We start from the raw sequence: 17,406 nt of genomic DNA, 5'->3' as shown, positions 1-17,406 counted from the left end.
CAGAAATACGACTAATCATTCGCATTTTCTAATCGCATTCCCGGCGCTCTTGATGACCGATCGTCGAAGCCCTTCAGTTTCCTCGCGAAAACGGCCCCAGCAGGCTCGCTCGACCGAGCTGGTCGCGGCGATCCTGGATGCTGCTGTTCAGGTTTTGGCGAAGGAAGGCGCGCAGCGCTTCACCACCGCGCGGGTGGCCGAGAAGGCCGGCGTCAGCATCGGGTCGCTGTATCAATACTTTCCGAACAAGGCGGCGATCCTCTTCCGCCTCCAACGCGACGAATGGCGCCAGACGACAGAACTGCTGCGCGGCATCCTTGAGGACTTCCGGAGACCGCCGCTCGAACGGCTGCGTACGCTGGTCCACGCCTTCATCCGCTCGGAATGCGATGAGGCCGCGGTGCGTGTCGCACTCGATGACGCTGCCCCACTCTACCGCGATGCGCCGGAAGCGCACGAAGCGAGGGCGTCAGGAGGCCGCACTGTCGAGCTCTTCATGCAGGAAGCGCTGCCCGAAGCCTCGGAGGCGACGCGTGCACTGGCGGGTGAGCTGATCACAACGACGCTCAGCGCGGTGGGAAAGCAGTTTTCGGAAAGTCCCCGAACCCCTGCCGAGATCGAGACCTATGCCAATGCCATGGCCGATATGTTTTGCGCCTACCTCAAAGGGCTCGCGCGGAGACGATCAGCTGGAACTTGACGTCACGGGGTGAGCGAGCGGCTTGCCGGCAAAGAACGCGTCGAGATTGGCCAGCACGCAGTTCTGCATCGCCACATGCGATTCCAGCGTATGGCCGCCAATATGCGGGGACAGCACCACATTGGGCAGCGCCGTCAGCGCATCCGGCGCATGCGGCTCCTTCTCGTACACATCGAGACCCGCGCCGGCGATGGTCTGGTCGGTCAGCGCCGCGATCAGGGCCGGCTGGTCGATGACCGAGCCGCGCGAGATGTTGATGACAAAGCCGTCCTTGCCGAGCTTCTTCAGGATATGGGCATCGACCGCGTGGTTGGTGTCCGCGCCCGCACGCACCGCGATCATCAAGACGCTGCACCATTCGGCCAACGCGTCGAGGCTCGAAAAATACTGATACGGCACGTCATGCCGGCTGCGGCTGAAATAGCCGACCTCGGTTTCGAACGCGGCGACCCGCGCGGCGATCTTGCGGCCGATCTCGCCCATGCCATAGACGCCGATTTTGCGGCCGAGCATGCCGGCCTGCGGGCGCATCATCGGCGACGGCTTTGCCGCCACCCAGCTCCCGCCGCGCACATAGTCGTCCGCCACCAGCAATCGTCGCGTCGCTGCCAGCATCAGCGTGACCGCGATGTCGGCGACGGAGGCCGCATTGGCGCCCGGGCTATGACCGACGGCGATCTTGCGCTTCGCCGCCGCCGCCAGATCGACGCCGTCATAGCCGGTGCCGTAGCAGACGATCGCGCCCAGTTTCGGCATCATGTCCATCGCATCGCCGCGAAGCGCTGTGCCGCCCGCGGTGATCAGCGCGCGAATGTCGGCGAGCTGATCGGCCGCGAACACCTCATTGGGCGCCTTGCCGGCGGCGTTCAGCAATTCATAGCGCTGGCCGAAACGCTCCATCTGCTTTTGGAAAACGCGAATAGATCAGGACTCTCTCGGGCATTGTTGTTCTTTCTTGGCAAGTCCGGCCGGGCGACGATTACGCAAAACCGACAGCAAACGCAAAGGGCGGAATCGGTCGCCCGATTCCGCCCTTTATTATTCACGTCAATGGCAAGGCCTTAGCCGAGCAGCGTGCCCGGCTCGACCTTGACGCCCGGGCCCATGGTGGAGGAGACCGCCACGCGCTGGATGTAGGTGCCCTTGGCGCCGGCCGGCTTGGCCTTCGACACCGCGTCCGCGAGTGCCTTCACGTTCTGCACCAGCTTCTCTTCCGAGAACGACGCCTTGCCGACACCGGCCTGCACGATGCCGGCCTTCTCGACGCGGAATTCGACCGAGCCGCCCTTGGCGCCCTTCACGGCGGTAGCGACGTCCATCGTCACGGTGCCGATCTTCGGGTTCGGCATCATGCCGCGCGGGCCGAGCACCTTACCGAGGCGGCCGACCAGCGGCATCATGTCGGGGGTGGCGATACAACGATCGAAATCGATGTTGCCGCCCTGCACCTTCTCGACCAGGTCTTCGGCGCCGACGACGTCAGCGCCCGCTGCCTTGGCTTCCTCGGCCTTGGCGCCACGGGCGAACACGCCGACGCGCAGCGTGCGGCCGGTGCCGTTTGGCAGGTTGACGACGCCGCGAACCATCTGGTCGGCGTGGCGCGGGTCGACGCCGAGATTGATCGCGATCTCGATCGTTTCGTCGAACTTCGACGTGGCGCGTTCCTTGACCATCTTGATGGCATCCGCGAGCGGATAGAGCTTCTCGCGATCGATGCCTTCACGGACCTTCTTCAAACGTTTTCCGATTGCCATGGTCCGTTACCCCGCAACTTCCAGACCCATCGAACGGGCGGTGCCCTCGACCATCTTCATGGCCGCTTCGATGGAATCGCAATTGAGATCCTTGATCTTCTTCTCGGCGATCTCGCGCACCTGCGCCTTCGTCACCTTGCCGGCCTTGTCGCGGCCCGGAGCTTTCGAGCCGGACTGGATCTTGGCGGCCTGCTTGAGGAAGTGGGACATCGGCGGCGTCTTCAGCTCGAAGGTGAAGGAACGGTCCGCATAGATGGTGATGGTCACCGGGATCGGGGTGTTCTTTTCTTCCTTCTGCGTCTGCGCATTGAACGCCTTGCAGAATTCCATGATGTTGAGACCGCGCTGACCAAGCGCGGGACCGATCGGGGGCGAAGGATTCGCCGCACCGGCCGGGACCTGAAGCTTCAGGTATCCGGTCACTTTCTTTGCCATTCTTCACTCCTGTTGCGCCGGCAGGTCGCCGGCTGGTTCAGGTTCCGTGGTTCGGTTCAAGCGCGGTTGGCGACCGCCCTCTCCCTCCCACGGCCTCATTCACGCGAGGACCAGGCCTCGCGTGTTACGATCAGACCTTCTCGACCTGACCGAACTCCAGTTCGACGGGCGTGGCGCGGCCGAAGATCGACACCGCGACCTTCACGCGCGAACGCGCCTCGTCAATTTCTTCAACCACGCCGGAGAACGACGCGAACGGACCATCGGCCACGCGGACGTTCTCGCCGATTTCGAACGACACCGACGCCTTCGGACGTTCAACGCCTTCCTGCACCTGGTGCAGGATCCGCATCGCCTCGGACTCGGAGATCGGCATCGGCTTGTTTTCGGCGCCGAGGAAGCCGGTCACCTTGGGCGTGTTCTTGATGAGGTGGAACGCTTCGTCCGTCAGCTTCATCTTCACCAGCACGTAACCGGGGAAGAACTTGCGCTCGGCGTCGATCTTGCGACCGCGGCGCACCTCGGTGACCTTCTCGGTCGGCACCAGAATCTGCTCGAACAATTCCTCGAGCCCGCGCTGCTTCGCCTGCTCGCGGATGGATTCCGCGACCTTCTTCTCAAAATTCGAATAGGCGTGAACAATATACCAGCGCTTGTCCATCGTAAGGATTCCGGTGCTCATCAGTGGACGCCCAGCAGGAAAGTGACGACGTAGCGGATGATCAAATCCGACATGAAGAAAAAGATCGACGCCAATGCAACCATCACGAACACCATGATCGTGGTGATCGTCGTCTCGCGGCGGGTCGGCCAGGTGACCTTGGCGGTCTCCGAGCGCACTTCCTGCAGGAATTTGAACGGGCTGAAAGCCATCGTTGGTTACCGCGTCCTTCGTGAGACGATTGAGATTTAAAGCGAATCCGAACAGCCTTCTTACGCCCAGCCCTCTCTCGAAGGATGAGCCGCCAAGCGGGCTCGATTGTTCGGGGGAATTCAAAGCCGCGCCGGATATCCGCGTCTAGCGGGCCGGCAGCAGGTGGCGGGTATCTACTGCCGGCCGGGCAAAAGGTCAAGGTACGGGGTGCCGCGGGGGCCCAGCCGGCGGGAAGCCAGACCGGATGCCATTGGTTAATCCCGGGTACCCGCCTTGCCTCAAATGCTCATCGCGCCGCGATCCGGATTTTAAAGGCCCTCGGCTAGTCTGGATGCTCCACAGGGGCGATATGACCATGGCATTGTTAGGCCAAGACCTGGAAAGGCCCGCGGGCGAGACGGCCTGGACCGTTCTCGACGCGGCAAACGACCTCGGCGATACCTTCACGGTGGATGTATGCCGGCGGGTGATCGACGCGGATCTGCGCGGCGAGGCACCGGCGCGATCGGATCTCGCGGTCCTCACCGCATTCTTCAGCTAGTTCCGGGGCCGCGACAGATGCAGTAGATAAGTTACTGACTTATCTACTAATTTATCTTCCGATCGACGTTTCTTCCGCTTTTTCTCGGACCGCCTCCATGGCGTCCCCCCCTGCGGCCGATCATCCCAACCGGCACCGGCTGCCGGGGCCGGTTCCTTGATTTTGACATGGCTCAACGAGCCCCCGCTCGGCCGCCTTTATCATTTCGCGGGCGCAAACTGCTTCCGCGCTGAGAGGCATTGGCGCGTTGCGACGCTTATCCGATGTAGACCGAGAGCAATGAAGGTCGAGCTTGTACTTCCAGCTTCGAAGCGGGATTTGCGGCTGGACCTGTTCCGCGGTCTCGCCAATTGGCTGATGTTCCTCGGCCACGTCTCCACCAGCGTACTGGCCTGGTTTTCGTTCCGAAACTACGGCTTCAGCGACGGTGCCGATCTGTTCGTGTTCATTTCCGGCTACACCTCGGCGCTCGTCTTCGGCAGACGAATGCTCGAGGGCGGCTTCGTCTTTGGAACAACGAGGCTGTTGCGGCGTGTGTGGCAAATCTACGCCGCCCACATTTTGCTGTTCGTGTTCTATCTGGCTTCCGTCCATTTCCTCTCAAACGGGTTCAGTTCTCCCGACTTGATCGATCGGTATAACGTCGCGCCGCTGTTGAACGCGCCGGTCGAAACCATCACGCAGGGGCTGTTGCTCCGGTACAAGCCGCTGAACCTCGACGTGCTGCCGCTATACGTGGTCCTGATGGGCGCCTTCCCGCCGGTGCTCTGGCTGATGCTCAGGCACCGCAACTGGGTAATGCTGGGATCCATATTGCTCTATTTCGCCGCCCGGCAATTCAGCTGGAATCTGCCCTCCTATCCGTCGGGCGTTTGGTATTTCAATCCGTTCGCGTGGCAGCTTCTTTTCGTACTGGGCGCATGGCTGGCACTGGGGGGCGCCAACACGCTGCATTTCCTGGTGCGCTCCAGGGCAATCCTCGTACTCGGATTGGCCTATTTGCTGTTTGCGGCCGTCATGACGCTGTCAGGGCTGATACCGGAGATTCAGAGGCTGCTTCCGCGCGCTCTGTTCGAAGCCTTCAACCCGAACGACAAGACAAACCTGGCGCCCTATCGCTTCCTGCATCTCGCCATCGTCATCATCCTGGGCGCGCGATTCATACCGATCGATGCGGCTGGGCTCCAGGCTGCCATCTGGAAACCGCTGATCAAGTGCGGCCAGCAATCCCTCGAAGTGTTTGCCGTCGGCATCTACCTTTCGTTCATCGGGTATTTTGTCCTGAAGACGATTTCTGACGGGATTATCGCTCAATTGGTGGCCGGAACCGCCGGCATCGCGATCATGACGGCTGTCGCCTATTATCGGTCATGGTCGAAGCGCGTTGAAAAATCGGCGCATGTCCCCGCTGGTCTACCGTCCCTGGACAAACCCCACGCGGCCCCCGGCGACTTGGCTCGGCCCGCCGAACGAGCAGCCATCCGAGTCGTGTAATCTTACGCTCGGTTAAAGGCGGGCGGGCAACGCGGGTCGTTCGCCAAGGAGCGCCCGAACGGGCTCGTCGGCCATCATCGAAAATCTAGCTAAGTCTTTGATTTAACTGGCAGGAGTGGCAGGGCTCGAACCTGCGACCCCCGGTTTTGGAGACCGGTGCTCTACCAATTGAGCTACACTCCTGCAGGGAACCGGCGCGTGCGTCGGTTCGTGCCGTTTCAAGCATAGGCCATGCCCCGATTGCAAGGGCGAAGCGGCTTTCCGCCCTACCCAAAGCACGCCTTCTGCTCCAGACTTGGTCTCTTATAAACAACAAGCGCAACGGGAGAGACCATGAACGCGCAGACCGCCACCGCCCGGCAGACCCCCGCCCTCCAAACCCCTTCTCTTCCCGATGCCAAGCCGGAAACGATCGGGCTGTCGACGACGCGGTTGCAGCGGATGTCGGATGCCTTCAAGCGCGAGGTCGACAAGGGCACCCTCCCCGGCGCCACGGTCATGGTGGCGCGGCGCGGCCAAGTCGGCTGGTTCGATGCGATCGGCCGGCTGAATCCTGCGGCCAGCACGCCGATGGCCCATGACAGCATCTTCCGCATCTTCTCGATGACCAAGCCGATCGTCTCGGTCGGCATCATGATGCTGGTCGAGGACGGCCACTTCATCCTGGGCGATCCCGTGGCAAAATTCATTCCGGAGTTTGCCGGGCAGAAGGTCGGCGTCGAGAACGACGGCAAGCTCGACCTCGTGCCGGTGAAGCGGCCGATGACGGTGCAGGACCTGCTGCGACACACCTCGGGCCTGACCTACGACCACACCGGCAACGGCCTGGTGCAGCAGCTCTACCAGCAGTCGCGGCTGCGCAGCCGCAAGATCACCAATGCCGAGCACGCGACCATGATCGCCGGCATGCCGCTGATCTGCCAGCCGGGTGCGGAATGGAATTACAGCCGCTCGACCGATGTTTTGGGCCGCATCATCGAAGTCGTCTCCGGCAAGTCGCTCGGCACGTTTCTCACCGAACGCATTTTGGCGCCGCTGCAGATGGCGGAGACCGCGTTCCATACGCCGGAAGCCAACGCCGGCCGTCTCGCCGAGGCCTTTGCGACCGATCCCTGGAACGGCGACAAGGTGCAGCTCTTCAATATGCTGGAGAAGCCCTCGATGGAATCCGGCGGCGGCGGGCTGGTCTCGACGACGATGGATTATGCGCGGTTCTGCCAGATGCTGCTCAACGGCGGCGCGCTCGACGGCACCAGGATCATCGGCCGCAAGACGCTGGAGCTGATGGCGTCGGACCATCTCTCGCCAAGCGTGAAGGTCGACTCGCCGCTGATGCCGCCCGGCCATGGTTTCGGTCTCGGCTTCGCCGTCCGCACGCACCGGGGCATTGCGCCATTCCCGGGCTCGCTCGGTCAGTTCTTCTGGAGCGGGATGGCCGGCACGTTCTTCTTTATCGACCCCGCCGAGGACCTGTTCACGGTGTTCATGATGCAGGGCCCCGGCCAGCGCGAATATGTCCGCAACCTGCTGCGGGATCTGGTGTACGCGGCGGTGGAATAAGCCCCACGCGCAACTGTCATCCCCGCCAAGGCGGGGATCCAGTACCGCCGGAATTCTCGATCATTCACAGTCGCCGCGGCGTACTGGATCACCCGGTTTCGCGGGTGATGACACCAGTGGGAGTACGCAGATCTAGCTCCGATCAACTGATCGTCGCGCCGCCGTCGATCACGATGGTCTGGCCGGTCATGAAGTCGCCGGCCTTCGATCCCATCAGCACCGCGGCGCCCGCGATCTCGTCGGGCACGCCGATGCGCAGCAGTGGCGAGCGCGCGGTGGAGGCCTTCAGCGTTTCCGGATTGTCCCACAGCGCTTTCGCAAAATCGGTCTTGATCAGGCCGGGCGCGATGCAGTTCACGCGGATATTGTGCTTGCCGTATTCGCAGGCGAGATTGCGCGCGAGCTGCATGTCGGCGGCCTTCGAGATCGCATAGGCGCCGAGCACGGTCGAGCCCTTGAGGCCGCCGATCGAGGACACGATCACGATCGAGCCGTCCTTGCGCTCGATCATCTGCGGCACCACCATGTTGATCAGCCAGTTGTTGGCGACGATGTTGTTGTCGAGGATTTTTCGGAACTGGTCGTCGGAAATGCCGCCGAGCGGACCGTAATAAGGATTGGATGCGGCGTTGCAGACCAGCACGTCGATCTTGCCGAAGGCGCGGTTGGATTCGTCGACGAGGTTCTGCAAATTCTCCTTGTTCGAGATGTTCGCGGCGATCGCGACCGCCGTCCCCTCGCCGAACTTCTCGTTGACTTCCTTGGCAACCTGATCGCAGACGTCCTGCTTGCGCGAGGAGATCACGACCTTGGCGCCGTGCTCGGCCATGCGCTCGGCAATGGCACGGCCGATGCCGCGCGTGGAGCCGGTGATGACGGCGACTTTCCCGGTCATGTCGAACAAGCTCATGTCTCTCTCCCGAATGTTGATCCGGCGCGATGCCGGTTTCGTCTTGAATTCGAACTAAGCAGCGTTTGCAGTTTTCGACAACCGAGCATCAGGCGAGTTTTGTCGGCGGCGGCTCGATCTCCGGCCCCGCCGGCTGATGCATGGCGTTGTGCGAAGCGTCCGCGATCCAGGGCTGCTGATTGACCATCGGCAGCCGCCAGCCGGTGTAGTTGGCGCCCGAGAGATGGTCGAGCCGCGTCACCGAACAATTGTCGATATCGAAGGCGAGGCCTTTATCCGGCTGACCGCCGAGTGCAAGCGCGACAGCGGCCCTGATCGTGCCGCCATGCGCGACGACAATGACGTCCCTGCCCACCTGTTCGGCATTGATGCGTTCGATGGCGGCGCAGACGCGGTTATAGAGGTCCATGAAACTCTCGCCGCCGGGCGCGGGTTCATCGATGCCGGTAAGCCAGTGACTGCCGGCCGGCAAACTCGCATAAAATGCCGCGCGATTCATGCCCTGCAGGTCGCCAAGATGCTGTTCGGCGAACGCGTTCACATGCGGCATATCTGACGGCTTGGGAAAACCAGCGGCCCAGATCGCATCGGCAGTCTGGTGCGTACGCTTCAGATTGCTTGCATACCAGACTGCGTTCCGCGGCAGGATTTTTCCGACCGCCTCGAACACGACGCGGTCGCTGGTATCGCAGTTGAGATCCTTCTGTCCGTAAATGCGGCCCTCATCTTCGCGCACCGGCGCGTGGCGAATCCACCACCATCGCGTCGAAACTATCAGCGGTTTGCCTGCATTGGACATCGCCAAGACCCTTCAATACTGTTCGTTGTCGCTGTACGTCAGAGCAGTCACCGTCTCAAGTGAATCTGACGTTTGAAATCTTGTTTGAATTCCGCAAGGCGGCAGACGCCTAAGCGCATAGCTATCAGGGAGAGACTCATGGGCCGCCTCGAAGGCAAATCCGTCGTCATTACAGGTGCTGGCAGCGGCATCGGGCGCGCAGCGTCGGTGCTGTTCTCCAGGGAGGGGGCGAAGCTCATCATCGTCGACAAGACCGAGGGCGTGAAGGAGACCGCCAAGTTGGTCAGCGATGCCGGCGGCACGGTCGAAGCCGTCATGGCCGATGCCGGTTCGGAAACCGACGTGAAGGCGTTCATCGACAAGGCGGTCGCCAAATATGGCAGGCTCGATGCGATCTGGGCCAATGCCGGCGTCAGCGGTGGGCTGGTGCCGCTCGCCGAGCAGACCGTCGACCACTGGCAGGAGGTGCTGCGCGTCAATTTGATCGGGCCGTTCCTCGCGATCAAGCATTCGATGCCGCACATGATCAAGCAGAAGTCCGGCTCGATCGTTTGCACGGCATCCGTCGCGGGCCTCAAGGCCGGCGCCAGTGGTCACCCTTACGGCGCCAGCAAGGCGGGCGTCATCAGCCTGGTGCAGACCACCGCCTACTCGCTCTCCGGGACCGGCGTGCGCATCAACGCGGTGTGCCCAGGCCTGATCGAGACCGGCATGACCAAACCGGTGTTCGACCGCGCCAAGGAGCGCGGCACCCAGGACAAGATCGGCCAGCTGAATCCGCTCAAGCGCGCCGGCCAGCCGCACGAACTCGCGGCGATGGGCCTGTTCCTTGCCAGCGACGAGGCGTCCTACGTCAACGGCCAGGCGATCCCGGTCGACGGTGGCCTCACCGCGTCGATGCCGTATACGGGCAAGCCGGTTTAGCGCGCTCCTCGTAGCCCAGACGCAGCGCAGCGTGTAACGGTGGGCTGCTGAGCCGGGGCCCATTGCTTCCGCGGTGCGTGACGCACATAGGTCCCGGCTCTGCGGCGCGTCACTTCGTGCCGCACCGCATCCGGGACACGAGACTGCTGTCTACGCAAGCAGGCTCCTGCCTTTCGCCGGCGAATAGTCCGTTGACGTCAGCAAACGATCCTCGATCTGGCCCACCATCAGGCCATGCTCGGCATGCGTCACGCGCTTGATCTCGGACCATTCGGTATCGGCCATGAAAGCCGACCATGCTGCAGTCTTGGTCGCCTCATCCGGCCATTCCAGCAGATAGGCAAACTCGGTCCTGTCGCCGAATTTCGTTTCCCACATGGCCACAATGCGGAAACCGTATCTGGTCTGCATGATGCGCGCGGCGTGATCGCGAAAGCGGGCGTGAAACGCGGCTTTATTCTTTTCGAATATCTCGTAGATGCGCAGTTGCTGGATCATGGGCATCTCCAATCGGCCTCGGAGATATGGGCCCAACGCCGCCGGTTACAACCCGTCCGGCGGCAGGCCGGATGATTCCGCCGCCACCGCGCGGTGGCGGATGCGCTCGCGGTAGAAGGCGTAGAGGCCGGAGGCTACGATGATCGAAGCCCCCGTCACCATCATCGCATCGGGCACGTCGCCGAATACGAGATAGCCGAGCATCATTGCCCATAGCAGTGCGGAATATCGGAACGGCGCCACCGCCGAGATGTCGCCGGTGCGCAGCGCCATGATGATGCACTGATAGCCGATCAGCAGCAGCACTGCCGCCAGCGCCATGAGACCGAGCGCGCCTGTCGACGGCGGCGTCCAGCCGCCGAGCGGAACGAGGATCACGCCGCCGGCGGTCGTCACCGTCACGGCCGTCAGCAAGGTGATGAAAAGCGACGGGATCTTTGCGGGGATCCGCCGGGTCGCGAGATCGCGCAGAGCGCAGAACGCGACCGCCACCAGCGCGAGCAGCGAGAACTGGCTGAAGCCCGCAAGCCCCGGCCGCACGATGATGAGCACGCCGATGAAGCCTGCGGCGATTGCCGACCAGCGCCGCCAGCCGACCGGCTCACGGAAGATCACGGCGGCGCCGAGCGTGATCGCCAGCGGCAGCGCCTGCAAGATCGCCGAGGTGTTGGCAAGCGGCAGATGCACGAGCGCCGTCATGAACGAGATCGTGCCGCCGATCTCGCCCAGCACCCTGAGCGCGACCGGCCCAAGCATCAGCGTGCGCAGCGGACGCAGCGCGCCCTGTTGGTACGCGAACGCCGCGACCAGCAGAATCGCAAACAGCCCGCGCACCAGCATCACCTGGCCGATGTTCATCTCTGACGACACCGCCTTGGTGATGGTGTCAACCACAGTGAACGCCGCCATGGACACCGCCATGAGCAGGCTGCCGCGAACATTCGGGGAGAGTGCCAAGGAAAATAACGGCGCGGGTCAGGTCGCGCCGGCCTTCTGAGCGTATTCCCAGGAAGATTTCGACAGCGGCACGGTGCGCGCCGCCGACTCCAGCGCCTTGGCATTGGCCGCGGTGCCGTCGCGGATACGACCGGCGATACCCTGCGTGATGCCGGCGAGGCGGAACATGTTGTAGGCGAAGTACCAGTTGAGGTCGGGCACTTCCATGCCGGTGACGTCGCAATAGATCTGCGCCGCCTCCTCCACGCTCGGAATGTTCAGAGCCTTGAGATCGGCGTTGGCGAGCCCCGGCATGGTCCACTGCATCAAGAGATAGGTGAAGTCGGCCATGGGATCGCCGAGCGTCGACAGCTCCCAATCCAGCACCGCCTGCACCCGCGGTTCCGTTGCATGGAAAATCATGTTGTCGAGGCGGTAGTCGCCATGGACGATCGAGACACGCTTCTGTTCAGGTACGGTTCGCGGCAGCCATTCGGCCACCTTCTCGAATTCCGGAATGTGCTGCGTTTCCGACGCCCGGTATTGCTTGGTCCAGCGGTCGATCTGGCGCGCGAAATAATTCCCCGGCTTGCCGAAATCGCCGAGCCCGATTGTCTCCGGATTGAAGACGTGAAGTTTTGCCAGCGTCTCGATCTTGCTGGTGAAGATTTTACGGCGCGCATCCGGCGTCTGGCTCGGCAGGGTCGGATCCCAGAACACCCGGCCCTCCTCCATCGACATGATGTAGAAGGCGGCGCCGATCACGGCGTCGTCGGTGCACAGCGCATAGGCCTTTGCGACCGGAAAGCCCTGCTTGCCGAGCGCTGCGATGACGCGGAACTCGCGATCGACCGCATGCGCCGACGGCAGCAACTTGCCGAACGGCTTTCGGCGCATGACATAGGATCGGCCGGGCGTTTCCAGCTTGTAGGTCGGGTTGGACTGGCCGCCCTTGAACTGCAGGACGGTCAGCGGTCCCTGATAACCCTCGACATGCTCGCGCATCCACGCATCGAGGTTCGCCTCGTTGATGCGATGACGCTCCTCGACTTCCTTCGTGCCCGAGAATTCTTCGTCTTTCCTGACGCCGTCCGCCACGATGACGCTCCCTCAACATTTCTTGGGGAACGCCATAAGGCGTTCCCGTTGGTCGTACTCCGTCACAAGCACCTCATGGTGAGGAGCGCGGAGCGCGTCTCGAACCATGAGGCCCGTCTGTGGCCTACATCCTTCGAGACGCCCGCTCCGCGGGCTCCTCAGGATGAGGGGTTAGGACGCTTATGACGTAGCAGGATTAGTGCGTAGCGTTTGCATACTTCCGAAGTTCAAGTCTGGCAATGGCGCGGTTATGCACCTCGTCCGGACCATCCGCCAGGCGCATGGTGCGCATGGAAGCATAGTCCCGCGCAAGCCCTGCATCGTCGGAAACGCCGGCGCCGCCATAGGCCTGAATCGCGTTGTCGATGATCTTCAGCGCCATGTTCGGCGCCGACACCTTGATCATGGCAATTTCAAGCTGCGCGGTCTTGTTGCCGACCTTGTCCATCATGTCGGCGGCCTTGAGGCACAGCAGGCGGTTCATCTCGATATCGGTGCGGGCTTCGGCGATGCGCTGTTCCCAGACCGAATGCTCGATGATCTTCTTGCCGAAGGCGGTGCGCGACGACAGCCGCTTCACCATCTTCGACAGCGCCTCCTCGGCCTTGCCGATGGTACGCATGCAGTGATGGATGCGGCCCGGACCGAGACGGCCCTGCGCGATTTCAAAGCCCCGGCCCTCGCCGAGCAGGATGTTGGCCTTGGGAACGCGGACGTTCTCCAGGAGCACCTGGGCGTGGCCATGCGGCGCGTCGTCGAAACCGAACACCGGCAGCATTTTCTCGACCTTGATGCCTGATGTGTCGAGCGGAACCAGGATCTGCGACTGCTGCTGGTGCTTGGCGGCCTTCGGATCGGTCTTGCCCATCAGGATCGCGATCTTGCAGCGGGGATCGCCGACGCCGGACGACCACCATTTGCGGCCGTTGATGACGTAATGGTCGCCGTCGCTTTCGATGCGCGTTTCGATGTTGGTCGCGTCCGAGGATGCAACCGCCGGCTCCGTCATCAGGAAGGCGGAGCGGATTTCACCGTCCATCAGCGGGCGCAGCCATTTGCGCTTCTGCTCCTTGGTACCGTAGCGCATGAACACTTCCATGTTGCCGGTATCGGGTGCGGAGCAATTGAATACTTCCGAAGCCCAGCCGATGTGGCCCATCTCTTCGGCGAGCAGCGCGTATTCCAGGTTGGTCAATCCCGCGCCGCGGAATTCGTCGTCCTCATGCGCGTTCGGCGGCATGAACATGTTCCAGAGACCTTCGGCGCGCGCCTTCTTCTTGAGGTCTTCGAGGATCGGGATCACCTTCCAGCGCGGTCCCTCCTCGTCCTGCTGCCTGTAAATCGGCACCGCCGGGCGGACATGCGCGTCCATGAACGCGCGAACGCGATTCAGCCATTCCTTTTGCTTTTCGGACATATCGAAGTTCATGGGACGCTCCTCACCTTTAGCTTTCTGAAATCGTTGCGCCGCACTGTCTGCCCGCTACCCATGGCCCGCAAGCCATTTTGCGAATCTGACAGCCCGGCTGACCGGAGATGCGACACGTTCGCAGGCGGTTGACATTTCCGGCCCTTCAAACGATAGTTTCATACAAGTGTTTGAATTGCAACTCCGCAAACGGGGGCCTGATATGTCGAGCGATCGGACCCGGTCTGCCATCCTTGCCGCCGCGGAAAAGCTTTATGCCGATCGCGGCTTCGGCGACGTCACGCTGCGCGACATCGTCGCGGAGGCGAACGTCAATCTCGCCGCGGTGAATTATCATTTCGGCTCCAAGGACGAATTGATCGCCGAGCTGTTCGTCACCCGCAGCCTCGCCACCAACCGCGAGCGGCTCAACGCATTGAAGCTTGCCGAGGAAAAGGGCGGCGGCCGCGCCCCGATCGACGCCATATTGCATGCGCTGGTCGGCCCTACCCTGCGCGGCTGCCTCGGCCCCGACCGCGAAGGCTCGACAGCAGCGCGCTTCATGATCCGCGCCTCGATTGAATCGGTGCCGCCGATCCGCCGCATCAAGAACCGCGAGGTCGATCATCTGCGAAAATTCATCGCCGCAATGCGCCGCGCGATGCCCGGCCGCGACGACGCCGACCTCTATTGGGGGCTCCACTTCGCGCTCGCGATGTCGCATCACACGATCCGGGAAAAGGAGCGGCTGGCCAGATTGTCCGAAGGGCAATGCGACCTCAACGATGTGGATGCCATCGTCGACCGCGTGGTGTCGGTCTCGGTGATGGCGCTGACGGGTGGCGAAGCGCCGGCGAGGAAGGCGCCCAGCAAAGTGGCGGCGCCACATGGAAGGCTGACCCGGCAAGACCTCTGAGCGGACGTACGAATAGCCGTACGGTGGGCAAAGCGAAGCGTGCCCACCATTCACGACAATTATCGCGGATAGATGGTGGGCACGGCGCTGGCGCGCCTTTGCCCACCCTGCGATCAACGACTTGCTACACGCGTCTGAATGCAATCGCGCGGGCCAGCGATCGGGCGCGTGTGCGCACCGCGCCGCCGTCATTGCCGCTGTGAACGATCCATTGGCCGTCGGGCGTCTGCCCGGTGATGATTCCGACGTGATGCCGCCAAACCACCACGACGCCAATGCCGGGGCCGCCGGCGTTCATGCCCTCGTTCGCCCAGGAACGCGCCAGCGCAAGGCGTCGATCCGATTTGCCGAGATATTTGCTGAGATAGCTGCCGCACCAGGCCCGATGGCCGTAATGACGATGGTGAGGGCGCGCATTTGCCTGGGCGGAAAACACGAGCAGGATAACAGAGGCCGCTGCGAGAGGCTTTAGCATCGATTACTCCGCGAACGCTGGGGTTGGAGGGAGGGTACAAACCCGCCGCCAACCGCGTTCGACCTCGATGGTTCCCGCATGACTGCCATTCTTGCCCAAATGTGAACGCCTAGAATCGGCGAAGGAGGCATGTCGCGCCTGCCCTCCGGGGCAAGAACGCACGTCGATCATGTCGCGCGGGTTGAGATGACTGACCTCGCGTCTTCGCATCAAGGACTGCGGGTCGCGTGAACCGTCATCACAACCGTCAAGGCATCCTTGAAACCAGTTCATGTCTGCCGAATTAGCCTCCCGATGAGGTGAGAGGCCGCACATGGCGGGAATTCGCGACGCTGCGCATCTGTGCATCGATATGCAGAACATATTCGCCAAGGGCGGCGTGTGGGAAACGCCGTGGATGGAGCGGGTGTTGCCGGTCATCTCGGAGATCTGCGCGCGCTACCGGGAGCGTACGGTGTTCTCGCGCTTCATCACGCCGGAGCGACCGGAAGACCGGCGCGGCCAATGGCAGGCCTATTTCACGAAATGGCAACGCGCGACGCGCGGCAATCTCGCAGCCAACGCACTCGATATCGTGCCTGAGCTGGCGCGCTATTCGCCGCCGGCACTTATCGTCGACAAGCCCGCTTATTCGGCCTTCTTCGGCTCCCGGCTCGGTCATCTCCTGGTCGAGCGACACGTCGACACGGTGGTGGTGTCGGGCGCGGAGACCGATGTCTGCGTGCTCTCCACCGTGCTCGGCGCGGTCGATCTCGGCTTCCGCGTCATCATCGTGCAGGACGCGCTGTGCAGCTCGTCCGACGCCGGCCACGATGCGCTGATGACCATGTACCGGATGCGATTCAGCGAGCAGATCGATCTGGTCAGCGCGGCGGAGCTGTTCGACATGTGGCGTCCGGACTAACAGTCCGCCTCCACTCCGGAACCAGCGCTCCGGCTGCAACGTTGAGCCGTCAACAACGATCGCGAAAGGATCGAACCATGGCGGCACAGGACGTACGCAAGGGAATGCCGCCCGTCAAATTGCCGCGTGAGGAATTCGAGACGCGCTATCGCCGCCGCTTCGTCGATCCAGTTTTCCAACCGCTGCAGCGCGAGCTCGACGCCATCGTCGCGGCCGCCTGGGACGCCTACAGCCATTCGCGTAAAGCGCCGCTGACGCGAAAAGCGGGGCCGAGTTTTGCCGATCCCGCGTACGAAATCTCGGTGGACTGGCTCGCGGCGCGTGAGGCCATTCTCGCGGCGCAACGGCGCCACGACGATGCGGCCGCGCAGCCACGAATCCTGATCATCAACGGCTCGGCGCGCAGCGAGCATACCTGCCCCGGCGAGATGTCGAAGACGTGGCGGCTGGTCAAGCTCGCCGAGCCGCTGCTGGCCGGGATGGGATTTGCGGTCGACATTCTCGACCTGTCGCGGCTGGCTTCGGAGTACGGCCGGCAGATCCACCCTTGCAAATCCTGCGTCGCCACCGCGATGCCGCTCTGTCACTGGCCCTGCAGTTGCTATCCGAACTACGCGCTCGGCCAGACCGACGACTGGATGAACGAGATCTATCCGCTGTGGGTGGCAGCTCATGGCATCCTGATCGTGACGCCGGTGAACTGGTATCACGCGCCGACGCCGCTGAAGGCGATGATCGACCGGCTGGTCTGCGCCGACGGCGGCAATCCCGATCCGACGTCGACCCATGGCAAGCATGCCGATCAGGCCAAGGCGCTGGAGCTGAAGGGTTGGCCCTACCCGCGGCATCTGGCGGGACGGCATTTCGGGCTCGTCGTGCACGGCGACAGCGCCGGCGCCGAGATGCTGCGCCGCTCGCTGTCGGACTGGCTGACCGACATGTCGCTGATCTCGGCGGGGCGCACCGCCGAAGCCGAGGGCTATATCGGCTACATGGAGCCCTATGCCACCTCGCACCAGGCGCTTGACGAGGACCACGATTTCCAGGCCGAGGTGTGCAACGCCGCGCGTGCGCTCGGTAATGCGGTGAAGCTGGCGCGCGCGGGAAAATTCGAGAATCCCGGAAAGGGACTCGTCGATCCCAATCCGAAATAGCTGCGCAGGATGGGTAGAGCGGAGCA

The 17,406-nt window shown here is 62.7% G+C and carries 19 protein-coding genes, 1 tRNA gene and 1 pseudogene; 8 read left to right on the top strand and 13 right to left on the bottom strand.

The features are described from left to right. Positions 1–52: 52 nt before the first annotated feature. Positions 53–700: a TetR/AcrR family transcriptional regulator gene (locus tag CQ14_RS11475; RefSeq protein ID WP_057857997.1), complete on the top strand. Its 648-nt coding sequence runs from the start codon at positions 53–55 to the stop codon at positions 698–700. Here CQ14_RS11475 and CQ14_RS11470 read toward each other — a convergent pair. From CQ14_RS11470 to secE, 5 genes and pseudogenes are all read right to left on the bottom strand, one after another. Then, positions 686–1,643: pseudogene (locus tag CQ14_RS11470) on the bottom strand (2-hydroxyacid dehydrogenase). The gene CQ14_RS11475 and the pseudogene CQ14_RS11470 sit on opposite strands and share 15 nt — an antisense overlap. A gap of 118 nt (positions 1,644–1,761) precedes the next feature. Continuing rightward, a complete protein-coding gene (gene rplA / locus CQ14_RS11465; protein ID WP_057857996.1) occupies positions 1,762–2,454 on the bottom strand; it encodes a 50S ribosomal protein L1 in 693 nt (230 codons plus the stop codon). A 6-nt stretch (positions 2,455–2,460) separates the two neighbouring features. Next, positions 2,461–2,889: a 50S ribosomal protein L11 gene (gene rplK, locus CQ14_RS11460; RefSeq protein ID WP_057857995.1), complete on the bottom strand. Its 429-nt coding sequence runs from the start codon at positions 2,887–2,889 to the stop codon at positions 2,461–2,463. Positions 2,890–3,019: 130 nt separating this feature from the next. Then, complete coding sequence (nusG, locus tag CQ14_RS11455) at positions 3,020–3,550, bottom strand: transcription termination/antitermination protein NusG (protein ID WP_057857994.1); 531 nt, start codon at positions 3,548–3,550, stop codon at positions 3,020–3,022. Positions 3,551–3,570: 20 nt separating this feature from the next. Next, entirely contained in the window at positions 3,571–3,762 is a 192-nt protein-coding gene (gene secE / locus CQ14_RS11450; protein WP_025588718.1) for a preprotein translocase subunit SecE, read from the bottom strand. Positions 3,763–4,118: 356 nt separating this feature from the next. Between secE and CQ14_RS11445 the strand changes: the two genes are divergently transcribed. After that, entirely contained in the window at positions 4,119–4,304 is a 186-nt protein-coding gene (locus CQ14_RS11445) for a hypothetical protein (RefSeq protein WP_245320301.1), read from the top strand. Positions 4,305–4,622: 318 nt separating this feature from the next. Then, complete coding sequence (locus tag CQ14_RS11440; protein ID WP_347337128.1) at positions 4,623–5,798, top strand: OpgC domain-containing protein; 1,176 nt, start codon at positions 4,623–4,625, stop codon at positions 5,796–5,798. A gap of 107 nt (positions 5,799–5,905) precedes the next feature. On the opposite strand, the gene CQ14_RS11435 is transcribed toward CQ14_RS11440, so the two are convergent. Then, positions 5,906–5,981: transfer RNA gene (locus CQ14_RS11435), tRNA-Trp, on the bottom strand. A 150-nt stretch (positions 5,982–6,131) separates the two neighbouring features. Between CQ14_RS11435 and CQ14_RS11430 the strand changes: the two genes are divergently transcribed. Continuing rightward, entirely contained in the window at positions 6,132–7,358 is a 1,227-nt protein-coding gene (locus tag CQ14_RS11430; protein WP_057857992.1) for a serine hydrolase domain-containing protein, read from the top strand. 142 nt (positions 7,359–7,500) lie between these two features. Here CQ14_RS11430 and CQ14_RS11425 read toward each other — a convergent pair whose 3' ends face one another. Both CQ14_RS11425 and CQ14_RS11420 read right to left on the bottom strand, forming a co-directional pair. Beyond that, positions 7,501–8,268: an SDR family NAD(P)-dependent oxidoreductase gene (locus CQ14_RS11425; protein WP_057857991.1), complete on the bottom strand. Its 768-nt coding sequence runs from the start codon at positions 8,266–8,268 to the stop codon at positions 7,501–7,503. A gap of 88 nt (positions 8,269–8,356) precedes the next feature. Further along, positions 8,357–9,067 carry a histidine phosphatase family protein gene (locus CQ14_RS11420; protein ID WP_057857990.1) on the bottom strand — a complete coding sequence of 237 codons (711 nt, stop codon included), beginning with the start codon at positions 9,065–9,067 and terminating at the stop codon, positions 8,357–8,359. 138 nt (positions 9,068–9,205) lie between these two features. Between CQ14_RS11420 and CQ14_RS11415 the strand changes: the two genes are divergently transcribed. Continuing rightward, entirely contained in the window at positions 9,206–9,991 is a 786-nt protein-coding gene (locus tag CQ14_RS11415) for an SDR family NAD(P)-dependent oxidoreductase (RefSeq protein ID WP_057857989.1), read from the top strand. 150 nt (positions 9,992–10,141) lie between these two features. Here the strand turns inward: CQ14_RS11415 and CQ14_RS11410 are convergent, their stop codons facing one another. The 4 genes from CQ14_RS11410 to CQ14_RS11395 form a co-directional block, all read right to left on the bottom strand. Further along, entirely contained in the window at positions 10,142–10,489 is a 348-nt protein-coding gene (locus tag CQ14_RS11410; RefSeq protein ID WP_057858115.1) for an NIPSNAP family protein, read from the bottom strand. A gap of 45 nt (positions 10,490–10,534) precedes the next feature. Beyond that, on the bottom strand, positions 10,535–11,446 hold the full coding sequence (locus tag CQ14_RS11405; RefSeq protein ID WP_057857988.1) for a DMT family transporter: 912 nt from the start codon (positions 11,444–11,446) through the stop codon (positions 10,535–10,537). Between the two features lie 18 nt (positions 11,447–11,464). Then, positions 11,465–12,523: a phosphotransferase family protein gene (locus CQ14_RS11400; RefSeq protein WP_057857987.1), complete on the bottom strand. Its 1,059-nt coding sequence runs from the start codon at positions 12,521–12,523 to the stop codon at positions 11,465–11,467. 196 nt (positions 12,524–12,719) lie between these two features. Next, a complete protein-coding gene (locus CQ14_RS11395) occupies positions 12,720–13,952 on the bottom strand; it encodes an acyl-CoA dehydrogenase family protein (protein ID WP_057857986.1) in 1,233 nt (410 codons plus the stop codon). A 202-nt stretch (positions 13,953–14,154) separates the two neighbouring features. Between CQ14_RS11395 and CQ14_RS11390 the strand changes: the two genes are divergently transcribed. After that, positions 14,155–14,847, top strand: a complete 693-nt coding sequence (locus tag CQ14_RS11390) for a TetR/AcrR family transcriptional regulator (protein WP_057857985.1) — start codon at positions 14,155–14,157, stop codon at positions 14,845–14,847. 124 nt (positions 14,848–14,971) lie between these two features. Here the strand turns inward: CQ14_RS11390 and CQ14_RS46095 are convergent, their stop codons facing one another. After that, positions 14,972–15,322 (bottom strand): C40 family peptidase, encoded by a 351-nt coding sequence (locus CQ14_RS46095; protein ID WP_245320300.1) that lies wholly within the window; start codon positions 15,320–15,322, stop codon positions 14,972–14,974. A 313-nt stretch (positions 15,323–15,635) separates the two neighbouring features. Here CQ14_RS46095 and CQ14_RS11380 point away from each other — a divergent pair, with 313 nt between their 5' ends. Then, positions 15,636–16,226, top strand: coding sequence for a cysteine hydrolase family protein (locus tag CQ14_RS11380; protein ID WP_057857984.1), 591 nt, complete (start codon positions 15,636–15,638; stop codon positions 16,224–16,226). Positions 16,227–16,303: 77 nt separating this feature from the next. Next, complete coding sequence (locus CQ14_RS11375; RefSeq protein ID WP_057857983.1) at positions 16,304–17,380, top strand: flavodoxin family protein; 1,077 nt, start codon at positions 16,304–16,306, stop codon at positions 17,378–17,380. Positions 17,381–17,406: the final 26 nt, after the last annotated feature.

This window comes from Bradyrhizobium lablabi, assembly GCF_001440475.1.
GTDB lineage: Bacteria > Pseudomonadota > Alphaproteobacteria > Rhizobiales > Xanthobacteraceae > Bradyrhizobium > Bradyrhizobium lablabi.
Note: the sequence above shows the minus strand (reverse complement) of the source record. Positions and strands in the feature narration are given on the sequence as shown.